Source organism: Pseudarthrobacter polychromogenes, from assembly GCF_014644495.1.
Taxonomy (GTDB): domain Bacteria; phylum Actinomycetota; class Actinomycetes; order Actinomycetales; family Micrococcaceae; genus Arthrobacter; species Arthrobacter polychromogenes.
Genome location: NZ_BMKU01000007.1, coordinates 101,224 through 118,824, shown reverse-complemented (window position 1 = coordinate 118,824; position 17,601 = coordinate 101,224). Strand labels below are relative to the sequence as shown.

Genomic DNA, 17,601 nt, shown 5'->3' with positions numbered 1-17,601 from the left:
GGGTTCATAACGGACCCATCACAAACTGGCCCACCGGGGCCTGGATAAAAAGGCAGGCTGAGCAGGCATGACGTCGATTTGGCTGGACCGCAGCGAACCGTTCACCTCTGATCCGTTCGAGCCGGGAGGCACCTACGACACCGTGGTGGCCGGCGCGGGGCTCACCGGCCTGGTCACCGCACTGCTGCTGGCACGCTCCGGGAAGAACGTTCTTGTCCTCGACGCCAGGTACCCCGGCGCCGTGACCACCGGAAACACCACCGCCAAGGTGACCCTGCTGCAAGGGACGTTCCTGGCACAGCTCGCCCGCCAGTATTCACAGAAGCAGGTGCAGGCGTACGTGGATGCCAACCGCGAGGGCCAGGCCTGGCTCCTGCGGTACCTCGACGAACATAGCGTCCCGTACCAGCGCAGGGATGCCTACACCTACGCAGCCTCCGCGCAGGGGACGGAAAAGCTCCGCGAAGAGGTCAGCGCCGGCACCACCGCCGGGCTGGAGCTGGAATACGTGCGCGACGCCGGCCTGCCGTTTCCCGTCCACGGCGCCGTCCGCCTGGCGGACCAGGCACAGATCCACCCGGTGAAGGTGCTGGAGACACTGGTGTCGGACATCCGGGGCCGGGGAGGATCCGTGGTGGGCGGCGTGCGGCTGCAGGACGTCACCGGCAGCGGACCCGCCACGGTGCACACCGACCACGGCACCGTCACCGCCAACGAGGTGGTGCTCGCTACCGGCATTCCCGTGCTGGACCGCGGGCTGTACTTCGCCAAACTGAAGCCCAGCCGCTCCTACGCGGCATCCCTCCAGCTGCAGGAGGACCAGGCTCCGCCCCCGGGCATGTACCTCTCCGTGGAACAGCCCACCCACTCGCTGAGGGACTACGACGCGGACGGCCGCCGACTGCTTTTGGTGGGCGGGCACGGGCACCACGTGGGCCGGGCCAGGTCCGAGAAACACCATCTTGGCAGCCTCCTGGACTGGGCTGCCCGGCACTACCCCGGCGCCGTTGCCACCCACACGTGGTCCGCGCAGGATTACATGCCCACCAACCTCATGCCTTTCTTTGGCAGGTTCCCACGCGGCAAAGGCCACATCCACTTCGGTACCGGCTACAGCAAGTGGGGCATGACCAACGCAGTGGCGGCCGCCGTCGGCATCTCCGCCGACATCCTGGGCGGGAACGTGCCCTGGGCGGACACCATCCACCGCAGGGTCACCTCGCCCTCCGGCGCCCTCTCCGCCGTCGCCCTTAACGCCGGCGTGGCGGGCAAGCTTGCCTCCGGCTGGGGGCAATTAGCCGCGGACGGCCTGCGAAAGGACAAGAAGGCGCCGGATCCCGCCCCGGTGGTTCCGGCCGAAGGCGAGGGCAAGGTGTACAGCCAGGGACCCAAACCGGTGGCCGTCTCCACCGTGGACGGCACCACCTGCAGGCTGTCCGCCGTCTGCACGCACCTGGGCGGAATCCTGCACTGGAATGACAGCGAGCTGACCTGGGACTGCCCGCTGCACGGCTCCCGGTTCAGCAGCGACGGCAAACTCCTGGAGGGGCCCGCCACCAGGGACCTTCCGTCCGCGGGCAAGGCGTGAACCCGGGCAGGCGGCCGGCATCAGTGTCGGTGCCTTGGGGCATGATGGAGGCATGATCGAGGAAGAGGCCCCCACCAGCGGAAAGGGCACCGGCGCCAGCACCATGGCCCAGTTCAGCAGGCCCACGCGGGACTGGTTCCTCGGCGCTTTTTCAGAGCCAACGCCCGCGCAGGAGGGCGCCTGGCATGCGATTTCCTCGGGTTCACACGCCCTTGTGGTGGCGCCAACCGGCTCCGGAAAAACCCTCGCCGCCTTCCTCTGGGCGCTGGACCGGCTGCTCGTGGCTTCCTCCGCGGAAGCACCGGAAGCACCGGTTGCTGCCGGAGTTGCGGGAAACTCCACGGCCGCAGCGAAAGGCAAGCGTTCCCGGGCACCGAAGCGCAAGACCCGGGTCCTGTACATTTCACCCCTGAAGGCCCTGGGTGTGGACGTGGAACGGAACCTCCGTTCCCCGCTGATCGGCATCACCCAGACCGCCAAGCGCCTTGGGCTGCCGGCACCGCTGACCACCGTGGGCGTCCGCTCCGGGGACACCACCACTGCTGACCGCCGCGCACTGCTGAGCAACCCGCCGGATATCCTCATCACCACCCCGGAATCCCTGTTCCTCATGCTCACGTCCAAGGCGCGGGAAACGCTGACCGAAGTGGACACCATCATCATTGATGAAGTCCACGCCGTGGCCGGGACCAAACGCGGCGCCCATCTGGCGGTCTCCCTCGAGCGGCTGGATGCCCTCCTGCCCAAGCCGGCCCAGCGGATCGGACTGTCCGCCACCGTGGAACCCAAGGAACTCGTGGCGCAGTTCCTGGCGGGTTCAGCACCGGTGGAGATTGTCGCCCCTCCTGCCAGGAAGAACTGGGACCTCACCGTCTCGGTCCCGGTGGAGGACATGTCCGACCTCCAGGGCGCCGCGGGGGCTTTCGACTCCGGCCCCGCCTCCGGACTCCAGCCGCAGGCATCGATCTGGCCGCACGTGGAAGAGAAGATCGTGGACCTGGTGCTGGCCAACCAGTCCACCATCGTGTTCGCTAACTCCCGCCGCCTCTCGGAGCGCCTTACGGCCAGGCTCAACGAGATTTACGCGGAGCGGCAGCTGGTGGCGGCCGGCGGCGGCTGGGATGACCCGGCCCAGCAGGCAGCGGCGCCCGGCGTTCCCGCCTCCACCGCAACCCCGGCGCACATGATGGCGCAGGCTGGAAGCTCTGCGGGGGCAGATCCGGTGCTGGCCCGCGCGCACCACGGCTCCGTTTCGAAGGACCAGCGGGCGCTCATCGAGGACGACCTGAAATCCGGCCGGTTGCGGTGCGTGGTGGCCACGTCCTCCCTGGAGCTCGGCATCGACATGGGCGCCGTGGACCTGGTGGTGCAGGTGGAATCGCCGCCGTCCGTGGCCAGCGGCCTGCAGCGGGTGGGCCGGGCAGGGCACCAGGTGGGCGAAGTCTCGCAGGGCGTCCTCTTCCCGAAGCACCGGGCGGACCTCGTGCACACCGCCATCACGGTGGAGCGGATGCTCGGCGGGAAGATCGAGCGCCTCAGCATCCCCGCCAACCCGCTGGACATCCTGGCCCAGCAGACCGTTGCCGCCACCGCGTTGGGCAGCATCGACGTCGAGGACTGGTTTGCCACCGTGCGGCGCTCGGCGCCCTTCGCGTCACTCCCCCGCTCAGCGTTCGAAGCCACTCTGGACCTGCTGGCCGGACGCTACCCGTCCGACGAATTCGCCGAACTCCGCCCACGGATCATCTGGGACCGCAACGCTGGCACCATCGAGGGCCGGCCGGGCGCGCAGCGCTTGGCGGTGACCTCCGGCGGGACCATTCCCGACCGCGGGCTTTTCGGTGTGTACATCATCGGCACGGAGGTGGAAGGATCAGCCTCCCCCGCCACGGATGGCGAACCGGCGCCCGCTCCCAAGGGTGGCCGGCGGGTCGGCGAGCTGGACGAGGAGATGGTCTACGAATCCCGGGTGGGGGACGTTTTTGCGCTGGGCGCCACCAGCTGGAAGATCGAAGACATCACCCATGACCGCGTGCTGGTCTCACCCGCCTTCGGCCAGCCAGGCAAGCTGCCTTTCTGGAAGGGCGATTCGCTCGGCCGGCCCGTGGACCTGGGCCGTGCCCTTGGCGCGTTCGTCCGCGAACTCTCGGCGTCCGACGCCGGCCCTGCCACCGAGCGGTGCAAAGCCAGCGGCCTTGACGAGTTCGCTGCGAACAACCTGATCCAGTACCTCACCGAGCAGAAGCTGGCCACCGAGGTGGTGCCCAGTGACACCACGCTGGTGGTGGAGCGGTTCCACGACGAACTGGGCGACTGGCGCGTCATCCTGCACAGCCCGTTCGGGATGCCGGTGCATGCTCCCTGGGCCCTGGCCGTCGGGCAGCGCCTGCACCAGAGGTACGGCCTGGACGGCTCAGCGATGGCTGCGGACGACGGGATTGTGCTGCGCGTGCCCATGATGGAGGACGAACCGCCGGGGGCGGAGCTTTTCCTCTTCGATCCCGAGGAACTGGAGCAGATCGTCACGGCCGAGGTGGGCGGCAGTGCCCTCTTCGCATCGAGGTTCCGGGAGTGTTCCGCACGGGCGCTGCTGCTGCCCCGGCAGACCCCGGGCAAGCGGCAGCCGCTGTGGCAGCAGCGGCAGCGGTCCGCCCAGCTGCTCGACGTCGCCCGGAAGTACCCAACCTTTCCCATCGTGCTGGAAACCGTCCGTGAATGCCTGCAGGACGTCTACGACCTCCCGGCGTTGAAGGACATCGCGGCGTCCGTTGAGCGGCGCGAGCTGAGGATCGTCCAGACCACCACGTCCCAGCCGTCCCCGTTCGCCAAGTCCCTCCTGTTCGGGTACGTGGCGCAGTTCCTGTACGAAGGCGACTCTCCTCTCGCGGAGCGCCGTGCCGCCGCACTGGCCCTTGATTCCACGCTCCTTAACGAGCTGCTGGGGCGCGTTGAGCTGCGCGAACTGCTGGACGCCAAGGTCATCGGGGCCACCGAGCGCGAGCTGCAGCGGCTGGCGCCGGACCGGCGGGTGCGGGGCATGGAAGGAGTGGCGGACCTGCTGCGGCTGCTTGGCCCCCTGGCGCCCGAGGAGGTGGCCGCCAGGCTGGAACCAGACGGGGCGAGCCAGCCACCCGGCGTCCCCGGGGTGGGCACTGCGGACACCAGTGCCTCTGAGGAAACCGGTCACGTTGAAAGCCCGGTGGACGCCGGGCACGCCCAACCGGCGGAGGCCACCGCCCACCTGGTGGCCCTTCAGCGCGCCAACCGTGCCATCAAGGTGAACATCGGCGGCGCGGAACGCTTTGCGGCTGTGGAGGATGCCGCGCGGCTGCGGGATGCGATAGGCGTTCCGCTGCCCATGGGGGTCCCGCTCGCATTCATCGAACCCGTCGCGGATCCCCTCAGCGATCTGGTTTCGCGGTATGCCCGCACGCACGGACCCTTTACCGCGGCCGAGGCAGCAGCACGGCTTGGCTTGGGCGTGGCAGTGGTAAGCACTGCCCTGAAACGCCTGGCAGCAGACGGGCGTGCGGTGGAGGGCGAGTTCCGGCCGCATGCAGGGCCACCGGAAACCGCCCCAAACACCACCGGTGGTGCCGCCGGAGACGGCACTGAACCGGAGGAAAGCCCGCCGGCAAGTGAACCACCCGCGCCCAGCCTTTCCCCGCACACGGTGGTCAGCGAATGGTGCGACGCCGAGGTCCTGCGCAAGCTCCGCCGTCGTTCGCTGGCAGCCCTCCGCGCGGAAGTGGAACCGGTGGACGCGGCAGCCTACGGGCGCTTCCTGCCCGCCTGGCAGCATGTCAGGACACCCGGCGGAGGGCGCGGCCAGCCGTCGCTGCGGGGGCTGGACGGCATCATCACCGCCGTCGACCAGCTTTCCGGGGTCCCCATTCCGGCGTCGGCCTGGGAACCGCTGGTCCTTGCCGGCAGGGTCTCCAACTACCAGCCGGCCATGCTGGATGAACTGATGGCCGCCGGGGAGGTGCTGTGGTCAGGCGCCGGAGCCCTGCCGGGAAACGACGGCTGGATCAGCCTCCACCTTGCCGACTCCGCCGAACTGACGCTGAATCCTGCCATCGAATACGAACCCGGGGATGCGCAGCAGCGCCTCCTGGAGCACCTTCGCAACAACGGCGGCGGCTACTTCTTCAGGCAGCTGACGGACGTCGCCGGGGGCATGGATGCCGTCCTCAGCGACCAGGAAGTGGTGACGGCACTCTGGGACCTGGCATGGGCGGGCCGGATCACCGGGGATACGTTCGCCCCGGTCCGCGCGCTGATCGCCGGTGGCCACACCGCGCACCGGCAGGTGGCCCGCGCACCCCGCGCCAGGGCACCCCGGCTCAGCAGGCTGGGCCGTTCCCACGGGAGCGGGCTCATGGGATCGCCAGGCCTGGCGGGCGGCAGGTACAGCGCGTCGGCCGGAGGTGCGTCAACTCCCCCGATGGCCGCCGGCCGCTGGTCTGCCCTGCCGCAACCGGAACTGGACCCCACCATCCACGCCCGTGCCACGGCTGAACTCCTGCTGGACCGCTACGGCGTGGTCACCAGGGGGTCCGTGATGGCGGAACAGATCCTGGGCGGCTTCGGCCTCATGTACAAGGTCCTCGCGAGGCTGGAGGAAGCCGGACGCTGCCGGCGCGGCTACTTCATCGAGCATTTGGGTGCGGCCCAGTTCGCCGTTCCGGCCACTGTTGACCGGCTTCGTTCCTACTCGGAGGACACGCAGCTCGCCCGGCCCGAACCCGTTGCCCTCGCGCTTGCAGCAACGGACCCTGCCAACCCGTACGGAGCGGCCCTCCCCTGGCCGGCCCTCCAGGACGACGCCGGTACTGGGCACCGTCCCGGGCGGAAGGCAGGTGCCCTGGTGGTGCTGGTGGACGGGGCGCTGGTCCTTTACGTGGAGCGGGGCGGCAAGACACTGCTGGCCTTCAGCGGCGATGAAGCCGTCCTCTCGGCCGCCGGCGCGGCACTGGTGGGCGTGGTGACCCGGGGAGCCGTGGACAAACTGATCATGGAGAAGGTAAACGGGCACGGCATTTTGGATACCCCTATAGCTGCCGCGCTGAGCTCGGCCGGCGCCTATTCCACCCCGAAAGGACTGAGGATCCGTGCCTGAGGGCGATTCCGTCTGGCGGGCAGCCAACCAGCTGCACCAGGCCCTGCAAGGACAAAAGCTCCTTGCTTCCGATTTCCGCGTGCCCCGCTTTGCCACCCTCAACCTTGCCGGCTGGACCGTTGCGGAGGTGGTGCCCCGCGGCAAGCACCTGCTGATGCGCGTGGTGGGGCCCGACGACAAAAAGCTCACCATCCATTCGCACCTGAAAATGGAGGGAACCTGGCAGGTGTACCCGCCCGGCGGAAGGTGGCGGAAACCTGGCTACACAGCCCGGTGCGTGCTGCGTACCGCCGCAGCGGACGCCGTCGGATTTTCCTTGGGGATTGTTGAGGTCGTTGCCACCGCCAGCGAGGACTCCATCGTGGGTTTCCTGGGACCGGACCTGCTGGGGCCGGACTGGGACCTGGACGAGGCGGAGCGGCGGGTCCGTTCCGCCCCGGACGTCCCCATCGGCGTGGCGCTGCTGGACCAGCGCAACCTGGCCGGGATCGGCAACATCTACCGCTGCGAAACATGCTTCCTGTCCGGCGTGCACCCTGCCTCCCCGGTCTCGGCGGTCCAGGATGTGCGGACCATGATGACGGACGCCAAACAGCTCCTGGAGGTCAACCTGGGCCCGGGCCGCCGCGTCACCATCCTCAACGCCCGCGGCATGCCGGTCGGCCGGATGGCGGGGCGGCCCGGCTACTGGGTCTACCGCCGGGAACACCAGCCCTGCCTGAAGTGCGGGACGCCCATCCGCCGCGGCGTGCTGGGCAAGCTGAACGGCGACGAGGAACGGGACATCTACTTCTGCCCCCAGTGCCAGCCGCTGCCGGCCCAGGGGTAGGCCACCGTTTGGTGCCTCAGCTGTTGCCGGCCAGGGATGCCGGCGCAGGAGTTCCGGGGCTGCTGCCTCCCGGTGAAGCGATGTCTGCGCGGCGTGACGCCGGCACCATGAACAGCGGGAGCAGCAGCTGGACCAGGGGTCCGATGGCGAGGGCGTAGACAACGGTGCCCACGCCCACCGAGCCGCCCAGGAACCACCCGACAGCCAGGACCACTACCTCGATCAGCGTGCGGGACCACCTGACGGACCAGCCGGTGCGCCTGGCCAGGCCCGTCATCAGCCCGTCGCGGGCGCCGGGCCCAAACCGGGCACCGATGTAGCAGGCTGAAGCGATGCCGTTCAGCAGCACCGCGCCGCCGAGCATGCAGATCTGCCCGCCCAGATGGGTCACGGCCGGAATCAGGGCTAGGCCAATGTCCGCGAACACGCCAACCAGGATGGCGTTGCACAATGTGCCGAAGCCGGGCCACTGGCGCAGCGGAATCCAGAGCAGAAGCACCAGGAAACTCACGATGATGACCACCACGCCGATGCTGAGCCCTGTCCTGCCGGCCACGCCCTGGTGGAAGACGTCCCAGGGGTCCAGGCCCAGTCCTGCACGGATGAACATGGCCAGCGAGACGCCGTACATGGCGAGGCCGGTAAAGAGCTGGAGGAGTCTGCGGGTCAACATGAAGACGACTCTGGCAGAAAACTGGCCTTGAATTACATAGCCAGTTTGAGATACTGGCCTGATGTCATCCCTCACCGCCTCCGGTCTTTCCCGTCTCCTGGGCGAATGGAACGCCGGCGCAACGCCCGGCTACCGCGAGCTGGCCGACGTCGTACGCCTGCTGGTGCTCGACGGCCGGGTGGCCCTGGACACTGCGCTGCCCAGCGAGCGCGCCCTGTCCGAAGCCCTGGGCGTCAGCCGGACCATGGTGACTGCCGCCTATGGGCTGCTCCGCGAGCAGGGCTTCCTGACCGGCGGCCAGGGCAGCAGGAGCCGGACGCGGATCCCGCGCCTCACCCCGGCTGGCACCACGCTCTTCACGGGACCGGCGCGGAACGATCCGGCGCTGACCGCCCCCGGGCTCGCCGCTCCGGAAGGACTGATCGACCTCGCGTACGCCTCGCTTCCTGCCAGCGGCGAGGTGGTGCACCGTGCGTTCGCCGCCGCCCTCACCGAGCTGCCTGCTCTGCTCCCCGGCTTCGGCTACGACGCCTTGGGCCTGCTCCCGCTCCGGGAGGCAGTTGCGGCGCGCTACACGGCGGCCGGGGCGCCCACTACCGCCGGCCAGATCATGGTGACATCGGGGGCGCAGCACGCCCTGAACATCATCCTCCGCTCCCTGGCCGGCAGGCAGGACCGCGTACTGGTGGAGCATCCCAGCTACCCCAACGCCCTCGACGCGATCCGGGCTGCCGGCTGCAGGCCGGTCCCGGTGGCATTCTCCGCCGGTCCCGGGACAGGCACCCGCGGCGCCCGTGCGCACGGCGCCCTGGCCGGGGCTGCGCAGGCGTGGGACATGGCCGCCCTGCAGGCCGTCCTGCAGCAGCAGCGGCCCCGGCTGGCCTACGTGGTGCCCGATTTCCACAATCCGACAGGCCAGCTGATGCCCGACCTCCAGCGCCGCCACCTGGTCCGGGCAGCTGCTGCCGCGGGAACGGTTCTGGTGGTGGACGAGACGCTGCGCGAGCTTAACCTCGATGGCGTGGAGACCGCTCCCGTCGCGGCGTTCAGTCCGGCAGTGGTGACCATCGGTTCGCTCAGCAAGTCCCATTGGGGCGGGCTGCGCACCGGTTGGATCAGGGCCTCGGAGGACCTGGTCCAACGGTTTGCCGCGGCCCGGACCTCACTTGATCTCGGCGGCCCCCTCATGGAACAGCTGGCCGCAGCGCACCTGGTCCGAGCCCTGGACGAGCCGCTGCCGGCACGGATTGCCGCCCTCCGGGACAGCCGCGCTGCCCTCCTGGAACTCCTTGCCGGCCACCTGCCGGAGTGGGAGGCGACCTATCCTTCCGGCGGTCTGTCCGCATGGTGCCGGCTGCCCGCTCCCATCAGCACTGCGCTGACCGTCATCGCCCCCGACTTCGGGATCCGGCTGGCGGCAGGCCCGCGCTTCGGGATAGGCGGCGCCTTCGAGCGCTACCTCCGGGTGCCCTTCACCCTGCCGCCGGACAAGCTCGAGGCCGCGGTCCTGGCCCTGCGTTCAGCGCAGGACCGGCTCGAGGCCGCCCCGCAGCTCCGCCGGACCCTGAAGAGCGCACCAGCCGTGGCCATCGCATGACCGGCGGGAGAACATGCCCTGCCGGCCACCACGCCCCGGACTCCTACGCGTAGGCCTTTTCCAGGAAGCCGCCCCAGGCCTTGGCCGTGGCATCCGGGTCCCCGGTGCCGCTGAAATCGTGCACGGTCATCCCCACCGGAGCGCCCCAGGCGTTGCGGCCGAAGAACCGGTACATGGCGTCGGATGTGCGCAGGCCCAGGAAGTACTCGTTGGAGAAGTCCACTTCCCCCGAAAGCCGGCCCACGCCGTCGAGCTTTAAATCCACCCGCGAACCCTGCCCGGCGGAGTCCACCCCCAGCGCGTTGCGAAGCCGCACAAAGCCGTCCGGAGCCTGGGACGCTGCCGGCGCCTGGATGTCCGTGAACACCACGGGCTGCCCGTCGAAGTGCTTCAGGTACTGGCCCAGGGTGTGGAGGTAGAACTCCGTGTGGCGGCTGGCGCCGTCGTACTGCTCATCCCAGTTGTCCGCGAAGATGCCGCTGTGGACATAGTGCAGGCGGGCGCGGCCGCCGTCGAGCGGTTCCAGCACATGCTCGAGCTGGTTGAACCAGCCGTCCGGGCCCTCAATCCGGGAGACCAGGTGGGTGGGATACTCCTGGACGGTCTTGACGTCCGGCCACCCGTCCGTAGGGAACATCCACGCGGGCGTTCCGGTGGTCACAGCCTCCCAGACCCGCTCCGGCGTGCCCGGAAGTTCGGTGTCGTAGACGATGTCGAAGTTGCGGTTGTCAGTCATTGCCCTGCTCCTTGCCTGAAGGGGTTTCTGTAGGTTCTTTGGCCGGTTTGAGAACGGGGTGCAGCGCCACCACCAGCCGGTGCCGGCGCCCGCGGGGTGCGTCGCCGGCGTGGTATTTGTCCACCAGCCGGGTGACCGCCACGCCGAGCTCTTCGGCGAACGCTGCGCGGTCGGCCGCAGTCCGGAACGTGACTTCACCGTCCACCGCGAAGGTGGCCAGCTTCTGGCGGGCAGCGGCCGCGCCGGCGATCAGCTTTCCCATCTCCTGGACCATGCGGCCCGCAAGCGCCAGCAGCCAGAACGCCGAAAAATGGCCTGAGAAGCGGCCCGGATCCGGGGACACCGAGGCCAGCGCCTGGGGTGAGATCAGGTAGGACGACGCTGTGGCCTGGAGGATGCGTTCGGTCATGTTGCCTTTGCGCCGCTCCTCCACCAGCTCCACCAGGCCGTGCTTTTCCAGGGCCTTGAGGTGGTAGTTGACCTTCTGCCGCGGCAGGCCCACCCGCACCGCGAGCTGGGTTGCCGAGGCCGGCTGCACCAGTTCGCGAAGGATCCGGGTACGGATCGGGTCCAGCGACGCCTCGGCCGCGGCGGGATCCTCGATGACGGCTATCTCCAACATGCTTCAAGTATCGCTACCGACAAATTTTATTGTCAAGAACTTTTTTGTGTTCGGTGACCGGTTCGCTGGAGGCGCCGCAGGGGCGGCAGGACCCGCCGGTAGAATGGTCCGGTGATGCAATCCCCTCTTCCCGTGCGCGACGGCGTCAACGCCACCCGGCTGCGCCTCCCCGGAGAGGGCCCCTGGGACACGGCAATGGACTACATGATGCACCGCTGGGGGCACATCGACCCGCAGGGCATCGAGGACAGGTTCGACGCCGGCGAGATCGTTGGCGAGGGCGGGGTGCCGCTGGACCGCACCACTCCCCTGCAGGACCACACGTTCATCTGGTACTACCGCAGCCTCCCGCCGGAGACGCGGATTCCGGTGGAGATCACCATCCTCCACCAGGACGAACACCTGCTGGTGGTGGACAAGCCGCACTTCCTGCCCACCACCCCCGGCGGCACCTACATCCAGGAGTCGGCGCTGGTCCGGCTGCGCAACCAGCTGGAGCTGCCGGACCTGATCCCCATGCACCGGCTGGACCGCATGACGGCCGGGGTCCTGCTGTTCTCCACCAATCCCCGGACCCGCGGCAGGTACCAGGTGCTCTTCGAGAAGCGGCAGGTCCAGAAGGAATACGAGTGTGTGTCCGCCGCAGACCCCGCGGAGGGTTATCCCGCCGTCGGCTTCCCGGTGGTGGTCCGCAACCGGATGACCAAGTCGCGCAGCTACCTGCTCGCCGAGGTCATCGACGGCGAACCTAACGCGGAAACGCGGATCGAGCGGCTGGAAACGTTCGACGGCGGCGCTGCGTCGGGTGCGGCCGGCACCTCTGCCGCGACACCGGACAGTCCCCGGCGGCTGGCCCGGTACCGGCTCGAGCCGCACACCGGAAAGACGCACCAGCTGCGGGTGCACATGGCGTCGCTGGGGCTGGGCATCGTCAACGACGCCTTCTACCCGGACCTGCTGGACAAGGCTCCGGACGACTACACCCGGCCCCTCCAGCTCCTGGCCCGCGGCATCCGGTTCGTGGATCCCATGAGCTGCGAGCCCGTGGAGTACCGCAGCGGGCTGGAACTCAGCGAGGCAGGTCCGGGCCAGGCCTGATCCGCCGTCGCCCCCTGGATGGCCGGTCCGGACAGGACTATCCTGAGGGGTACCTGGGGCAAGGCAAGGAACCATCATGGACGCATTGGCCTGGATCCCGGGCGACCGCACCGCAGCCAGGGCCGCCTATGCCGCCGCGGGCCTGGGCGCAGTGGGGGTAGCCACCCTCGGCGCCATGTATGCAGTGGAAGTACCCCGCAACGGCCCCTACGTCTTCGGCACCATCAATGACGCAACAGGTGCCCTGTTCAACCTGGCGGCCATCCCCGTGATCCTGCAGGTGCACCGCCGGCTGCCGCGGACGGGTGCCTCGGAGGCCGGCAAATGGGTGGTTACCGCTTCCTGCGCCGCCGGATCAGCAAGCTCGTTCCTGCTTGTTTTCAAACAGCTCGACTTCAAGAGTTCCACAGTTGTCTCGGTTGCGGCCATGACGGTCCAGGCCGGGTGGTTCCTGCTGGCACACCGGGCGCTCCTGGCCTCCGGCGCCTACCCGCGGAACCTCGCCCGGCTTGGACAGGCCATCGGAGGCACACTGCTGGTGGCGCTGCCGGTGGCTGGCCTGACCTGGGCTGAGCAGCTTCCCCTCTGGGTCCGCTACGGCATCGGCGGGGCAGGGGTCGCGGCGGGAGCAGCCGCCTGGGTCGCCTGGCCCTACTGGTACTTCCTGGCGGGGCAGCACCTCAGCCGGTCACCGAACTCCGAACCGTAAGGGCAGGGCCGGCCGGCCGAATCTGCGGTACGTTGTGGCCATGGACTTCGGCAACGCTGAGAGCTGGGGGTCGGCGATCTATTTCTGGATCATCCCCGTGGTCCTCGGCGACGCCATTTTTCCCCTGATCCCCTCCGAGATGGTGGTGATCACCGGCGGCGCCCTGTCCGCGGACGGCCGGACCAACGTGTTCCTGGTGGGGTTCCTTGCCGCCGTGGCGTCCTGGGTCGGCGACATGGTGGTTTTCCAGCTCTTACGGCGGCGGTTGAGCCACGTACTGGACCGCTGGGCCTGGGGCCGCAAGGTCCACCGCGGGATCCATGACGCCATTGCCAGGGCCGGCCGGTCCTCCACGTACGGGACCATCATCGGCGCCAGGTTCATCCCGGGCGGCCGCCTTGCCACCTCCGCCGCAGCCGGCATCGCCAATGTCGCCGTCCGGGGTTTCAGCCTGTGCGCAGGGATCGGGGCGGTGCTCTGGGCCTGCTGGCTGGTGGGCCTGGGCTACTTCACCGGCTCGGCCACCGGGCTGCCGTTCTGGGCCAGCTCCCTCATCGGGGTGGTGCTCGGCCTGGTGGTGGGGGCCGCCGTCGGCGTTATTGCCACGCGCCGGCGCGGCAATCCGTCCCCGGTGGAGGAACCCGGCCCGCTGGCTCCCGAAGCCTGAGCCTCCGCCTTATACCACCCGCTACACCGGCGTCCAGCGGCCGCGGCTGCGGCGCAGCACGGTCAGGGATCCGGTCAGGGCCACGCGTTCGACGGCGTCACGCATCATGGCTGCCGAATCCCGCGCCTGCCGGTTCTCGCCGCTGTACTCGGTGGCGTCAACGAGAAAGCGCAGGTTCAGCTGCGGCACTCCCCCGGCAAGCTGCAGCTGGTGGGCCTCCACATGGTGCCGGGTCCCCAGGGCTTCCACCGCGGTGTCCATCACGGCCTCGGGCGGGTTGCCCGGCCGCAGCCCGGTGATTTTCAGTCGGGTCTGGAAGGAAGGCATGCCCTCCAGCCTATCCCGGCTGCTCCCCTGTCCCCCAAGGGCCTGCAACGCTCTCTCACTTTCTGCAGGAAAACCACCAACGCTCTCTCACCGGTGATAGAGCGTTGGGGAAAAACCTGCATTAGGTGAGAGAGCGTCGGGTACTAGCCGGTGTTGCGGAGGCCTGCCGCCACGCCGTTGACGGTGATGAGCATGGCCCGCTGCAGCCGTTCGTCGATCTCCGCGCCGGTGATGCCGTCCGCTTTTTCAGCGGCTTCGGCCGCTTCCGCCCGGACACGGCGGAGCAGCTCCACCTGGAGGTAGCTGATGGGGTCCAAATACTGGTCCCGGATTTCCAGCGAGCGCTTCAGCGTGGGCTGGGCGTCCAGGAGCAGGTTCTCACCCGTCAGGTTCTGCACCTCGGCCACGGTGAGCTCGTATTCCTCGCGGATGGCCCGGAAGATGTGGTGGAGCTCTTCGGGGACCAAGGTGGAGACGTAGTAGCCGGCGATGTCCAGGTCAGTCTTGGCCAGGGTCATTTCCACGTTGGAGAGCACCGACCGGAAGAAGTTCCAGTTCTCCCACATCTCCACCAGCTGCGCGGTGTTGCCTGCCTCGCGGGCGGCCTTGAGGCCGGAGCCAACGCCGAACCAGCCGGGCACTATCTGGCGTGACTGCGTCCAGCCGAACACCCAGGGGATGGCGCGCAGCCCGCCTAGCCCCGCGCCGGAGTCCGGGCGCTTGGACGGGCGGGAGCCGATGTTCAGGGAGCCCAGCTGCTCCACCGGAGTGGAGGCCATGAAGTAGGCGGGAAGGTCCGGATGGTCGATCAGCTTGCGGTACCGCTCGAAAGCGGCGTCGGAGATGGTTTCCATGACGTGCCCGTACCGTTCCCGCTGGTCCGCCGAGGTGCGCGGATCGCGGTGCAGGGCCGAGCCCTGCAGCACGGCGGCGAGGGACAGTTCCAGGTTTTCGCGGGCGAGTTCAGGCAGAGAGTACTTGTCCGAGATGACCTCGCCCTGCTCGGTGAACTTGATTTCGCCTTCCAGGACGCCGTTGGGCTGGGCCAGGATGGCGTCGTAGGTGGGTCCGCCGCCGCGGCCCACGGATCCGCCGCGGCCGTGGAACAGGCGCACGCGCACGCCGTGCTTGGCGGCGATGTCGCGCAGTTTGCGCTGGGTCTTGTGGATCTCCCACTGGCTGGTCATCACGCCGGATTCCTTGTTGGAGTCCGAATAGCCCAGCATGACCTCCTGCACGTCGCCGCGGAGGCGCACGAGTTCCCGGTAGGACGGATCGGACAGCAGCTGGTCCACGATTTCGGCCGAGGCGCGCAGCTCCTCCACGGTCTCCAGCAGCGGCGCGAACCCGATCTTGGCGTAGGGCTTCTCCCCGAAAAGGTTCACCAGGCCGGCCTCACGGGCCAGGACGGCGGCGGCAAGCACGTCATCGGCGCCGCGGGTCATGGAGATGATGTAGGTCTCGATGACGTCAGGGCCGTAAGCGCGCAGGGCGCGGCGGATCTCACGGAAGACGTCGTACGTGCCGTCGGCGGCGCCGTCGAGCTTAATGGGGTGTCCGGACAGCGGCCGGCGCGAGGCGAGCTCGGAGCCGAGCACCTCGAGCCGCTGCCCGCGGCTGAGTTCCGCGTACCGCACGCCCGGCCCGCCCAGCCGGTCCATCAGCTGGCCGACGGCGTCGTGGTGGTGGTCCGCGTGTTCGCGGATGTCCAGGGTGGCCAGGTGGAGTCCAAAGGCGGCAATGGCGCGGCGGACCCGGGCGAGCGCGCCGTCAGCAGCCAACGACGCCGAGTGGTTCCGGAGCGAGAGTTCCACGAGCTCAAGGTCCGCAAGGAGTTCGCCGGTTCCGCTGTAGTCGCGGCCGTGCTCGTGGTTGGAGTTTGCGGCCACCCGCTTGCCCGTGTTGATCAGCTTGGCTTTGACGCAGGTGAGCTTCAGCCGGTAGGGCTCCTGTGCATTGAGCTCCAGGACGCGCTTGTCCAGGCCGGGCAGTTTCTCCAGGTCCGCCTCGATGGAGTCCAGCAGCTCCTGGTCCGCGCCGGCGAGCGCGGTGGAGTTGGACAGGATGGAGATCAGTTCATCGATCATTCCGATGCTGATCCGGACAGCATGCTGGTTCTGGATCTGCAGGATCTCGCGGGTGACTGCCGCGGTGACGTTGGGGTTGCCGTCGCGGTCGCCGCCGATCCAGGAGCCGAAGCGGATGGGCGCTTCCTGCGAGGCAAGGGTCACGCCGTGCTCGCCGAGCAGTTCAGAGAGTTCTGTGAGCATCTCCGGCATGGCGTCCGTCAGGATGCTGCTGAGGTAATAGATGGCGTTGCGGGCCTCGTCCACCGGCGTGGGCCGGACCTGGCGGAGTTCGTCGGTCTGCCACATCTGGTCGATGATTTCGGCCAGCTGGCGGTCCTGGCGGCGCCGGGCTGTGGTGCCCTCGGCGCTGGGCTGGGCCAGGACGTCGGAAAGCTTGCGGATCTTGTCCAGCACCGAACGGCGCGAGGCTTCGGTGGGGTGCGCGGTGAAAATGGGGCGGACGTCCAGCCCGTTGACCACTTCCTGCAGCACGCCGGAGCCCGCCTGCTCTGCGATGTCCGCTACGGTCTTGGCCAGCCAGCCGTCTTTTTCGGCGCGGGTCCGCAGGCCGCGGACCCGGTGGACCTGTTCCGCCGCGTTGGCGAGGTGGAAGTAGAAGGCGAAGGCACGGACCAGGTCGGTGGCCTGCTCGATGGGCAGTGAGCCCAGGAGTTCGCGGACCTGGGCTACGACGTCGTGTGCGCTCCACGGGCCGGTGGCATCGGCGCCGCCCCGGGCGGCTTCCTTGGATTCCTTGGTGAGGAGGCGGACCTGCTCCACCAGGTCAAGGAGTTCGGGACCGTGCTGGCGGACGAGCGATTCACCCAGCAGGGTGGACACGCGGCGGACGTCTGCCCTCAGTTCGGAGGCAAGATCGGTTTCGGGATTCGTTGCAGTGTGAGCCATGGAAACTATCTTTCGAGGGTTCGGACTTGGCTCGTACACTGCGCTGGATACTGTGAGCCACGTAACTAGCTAAAGATGCTACCCGCAGTGCGGCGCCGTGGGTGAATCCGTCTCAGATAATGTCGCGTACGGGGTAACCTACATGCCGTTTGACGTGGTCCAGCTCCTTTCGGAGTTGTTCAACTTCAGCCCGGTACGCAGTCAATTCCGCGGTGCGGCGCCGGGCAGCCCTGGCACCGGCTGCCATGCCCACCAGGGCCAGCGGCACTGAAAGCGCCAGGGCCCAGCCCGCGGCAGCAAAGAACTCCAGTGCCACCGGCAGGGCGGAGCGGAAGTCAACGAACTCGTTGACGCCGTCGGCCACGCCGCCCAGCATCCCTTCCAGCGGTTCCAGGAACTGCCCCACCATGGGTGCATCGGAAAGCGGGGGCGGGCTCATCCGGGACTGCCGGTCACCGCCCCAGCGGCCGTCCCCCAAGTGGTTCAGCACGTAGATTCCGGCGCCCGCGCTGGCGGCCATGAACACCAGTACTGCGGCCAAACCTGCAAGGTGGGGCCGCCTCGGGCGCCACAGGAGGACCGCCAGGCCGGCTGCGGCGGCGGCGATCCAGGTCAGGGCCCTCAGCCACTCAGTGCTTACTCCAGCAAGTATGTCCAC

Annotated in this window: 13 protein-coding genes; 7 read left to right on the top strand and 6 right to left on the bottom strand. The window is 68.7% G+C overall.

Annotation, left to right across the window (positions count from 1 at the left end; translation table 11 throughout):
• Positions 1–67: 67 nt before the first annotated feature.
• The 3 genes from IEX43_RS12660 to IEX43_RS12650 are packed head-to-tail and all read left to right on the top strand — an operon-like array spanning position 68 to position 7,539.
• Positions 68–1,588 (top strand): FAD-dependent oxidoreductase, encoded by a 1,521-nt coding sequence (locus tag IEX43_RS12660; RefSeq protein ID WP_188811514.1) that lies wholly within the window; start codon positions 68–70, stop codon positions 1,586–1,588.
• 52 nt (positions 1,589–1,640) lie between these two features.
• Complete coding sequence (locus IEX43_RS12655; RefSeq protein ID WP_188811513.1) at positions 1,641–6,710, top strand: DNA glycosylase AlkZ-like family protein; 5,070 nt, start codon at positions 1,641–1,643, stop codon at positions 6,708–6,710.
• A complete protein-coding gene (locus IEX43_RS12650) occupies positions 6,703–7,539 on the top strand; it encodes an Fpg/Nei family DNA glycosylase (protein ID WP_188811512.1) in 837 nt (278 codons plus the stop codon). The genes IEX43_RS12655 and IEX43_RS12650 overlap by 8 nt, the downstream gene beginning before the upstream one ends.
• Before the next feature lie 16 nt (positions 7,540–7,555).
• On the opposite strand, the gene yczE is transcribed toward IEX43_RS12650, so the two are convergent.
• Positions 7,556–8,212, bottom strand: a complete 657-nt coding sequence (yczE, locus tag IEX43_RS12645) for a membrane protein YczE (protein WP_188811511.1) — start codon at positions 8,210–8,212, stop codon at positions 7,556–7,558.
• A gap of 61 nt (positions 8,213–8,273) precedes the next feature.
• Here yczE and yczR point away from each other — a divergent pair, with 61 nt between their 5' ends.
• Positions 8,274–9,809: a MocR-like transcription factor YczR gene (gene yczR / locus IEX43_RS12640; RefSeq protein ID WP_377102772.1), complete on the top strand. Its 1,536-nt coding sequence runs from the start codon at positions 8,274–8,276 to the stop codon at positions 9,807–9,809.
• A gap of 43 nt (positions 9,810–9,852) precedes the next feature.
• On the opposite strand, the gene IEX43_RS12635 is transcribed toward yczR, so the two are convergent.
• Positions 9,853–10,545, bottom strand: coding sequence for an SRPBCC family protein (locus tag IEX43_RS12635; protein ID WP_188811510.1), 693 nt, complete (start codon positions 10,543–10,545; stop codon positions 9,853–9,855).
• On the bottom strand, positions 10,538–11,167 hold the full coding sequence (locus IEX43_RS12630; RefSeq protein WP_188811508.1) for an ArsR/SmtB family transcription factor: 630 nt from the start codon (positions 11,165–11,167) through the stop codon (positions 10,538–10,540). The genes IEX43_RS12635 and IEX43_RS12630 overlap by 8 nt, the downstream gene beginning before the upstream one ends.
• A 114-nt stretch (positions 11,168–11,281) precedes the next feature.
• On the opposite strand from IEX43_RS12630, the gene IEX43_RS12625 reads away from it, so the two are divergent.
• From IEX43_RS12625 to IEX43_RS12615, 3 genes are all read left to right on the top strand, one after another.
• On the top strand, positions 11,282–12,265 hold the full coding sequence (locus IEX43_RS12625) for an RluA family pseudouridine synthase (RefSeq protein WP_188811670.1): 984 nt from the start codon (positions 11,282–11,284) through the stop codon (positions 12,263–12,265).
• Positions 12,266–12,341: 76 nt separating this feature from the next.
• Entirely contained in the window at positions 12,342–12,974 is a 633-nt protein-coding gene (locus IEX43_RS12620) for a hypothetical protein (RefSeq protein ID WP_188811506.1), read from the top strand.
• Between the two features lie 40 nt (positions 12,975–13,014).
• On the top strand, positions 13,015–13,641 hold the full coding sequence (locus IEX43_RS12615) for a DedA family protein (RefSeq protein ID WP_188811504.1): 627 nt from the start codon (positions 13,015–13,017) through the stop codon (positions 13,639–13,641).
• A 21-nt stretch (positions 13,642–13,662) separates the two neighbouring features.
• Here the strand turns inward: IEX43_RS12615 and IEX43_RS12610 are convergent, their stop codons facing one another.
• From IEX43_RS12610 to IEX43_RS12600, 3 genes are all read right to left on the bottom strand, one after another.
• Positions 13,663–13,968 (bottom strand): hypothetical protein, encoded by a 306-nt coding sequence (locus tag IEX43_RS12610; RefSeq protein ID WP_066273735.1) that lies wholly within the window; start codon positions 13,966–13,968, stop codon positions 13,663–13,665.
• Positions 13,969–14,111: 143 nt separating this feature from the next.
• Entirely contained in the window at positions 14,112–16,943 is a 2,832-nt protein-coding gene (ppc, locus tag IEX43_RS12605) for a phosphoenolpyruvate carboxylase (RefSeq protein ID WP_188811502.1), read from the bottom strand.
• 112 nt (positions 16,944–17,055) lie between these two features.
• Positions 17,056–17,601 (bottom strand): hypothetical protein, encoded by a 546-nt coding sequence (locus IEX43_RS12600; RefSeq protein ID WP_188811500.1) that lies wholly within the window; start codon positions 17,599–17,601, stop codon positions 17,056–17,058.

What these genes read in the sequence shown, in the direction of transcription:
- IEX43_RS12625 (WP_188811670.1), top strand. Translation starts at nt 11,282, where the DNA reads ATGCAATCCCCTCTTCCCGTGCGCGACGGCGTCAACGCCACCCGGCTG.
- ppc (WP_188811502.1), bottom strand. Translation starts at nt 16,943, where the DNA reads ATGGCTCACACTGCAACGAATCCCGAAACCGATCTTGCCTCCGAACTG.
- IEX43_RS12615 (WP_188811504.1), top strand. Translation starts at nt 13,015, where the DNA reads ATGGACTTCGGCAACGCTGAGAGCTGGGGGTCGGCGATCTATTTCTGG.
- IEX43_RS12610 (WP_066273735.1), bottom strand. Translation starts at nt 13,968, where the DNA reads ATGCCTTCCTTCCAGACCCGACTGAAAATCACCGGGCTGCGGCCGGGC.
- IEX43_RS12655 (WP_188811513.1), top strand. Translation starts at nt 1,641, where the DNA reads ATGATCGAGGAAGAGGCCCCCACCAGCGGAAAGGGCACCGGCGCCAGC.
- yczR (WP_377102772.1), top strand. Translation starts at nt 8,274, where the DNA reads ATGTCATCCCTCACCGCCTCCGGTCTTTCCCGTCTCCTGGGCGAATGG.
- yczE (WP_188811511.1), bottom strand. Translation starts at nt 8,212, where the DNA reads ATGTTGACCCGCAGACTCCTCCAGCTCTTTACCGGCCTCGCCATGTAC.
- IEX43_RS12620 (WP_188811506.1), top strand. Translation starts at nt 12,342, where the DNA reads ATGGACGCATTGGCCTGGATCCCGGGCGACCGCACCGCAGCCAGGGCC.
- IEX43_RS12630 (WP_188811508.1), bottom strand. Translation starts at nt 11,167, where the DNA reads ATGTTGGAGATAGCCGTCATCGAGGATCCCGCCGCGGCCGAGGCGTCG.
- IEX43_RS12660 (WP_188811514.1), top strand. Translation starts at nt 68, where the DNA reads ATGACGTCGATTTGGCTGGACCGCAGCGAACCGTTCACCTCTGATCCG.
- IEX43_RS12635 (WP_188811510.1), bottom strand. Translation starts at nt 10,545, where the DNA reads ATGACTGACAACCGCAACTTCGACATCGTCTACGACACCGAACTTCCG.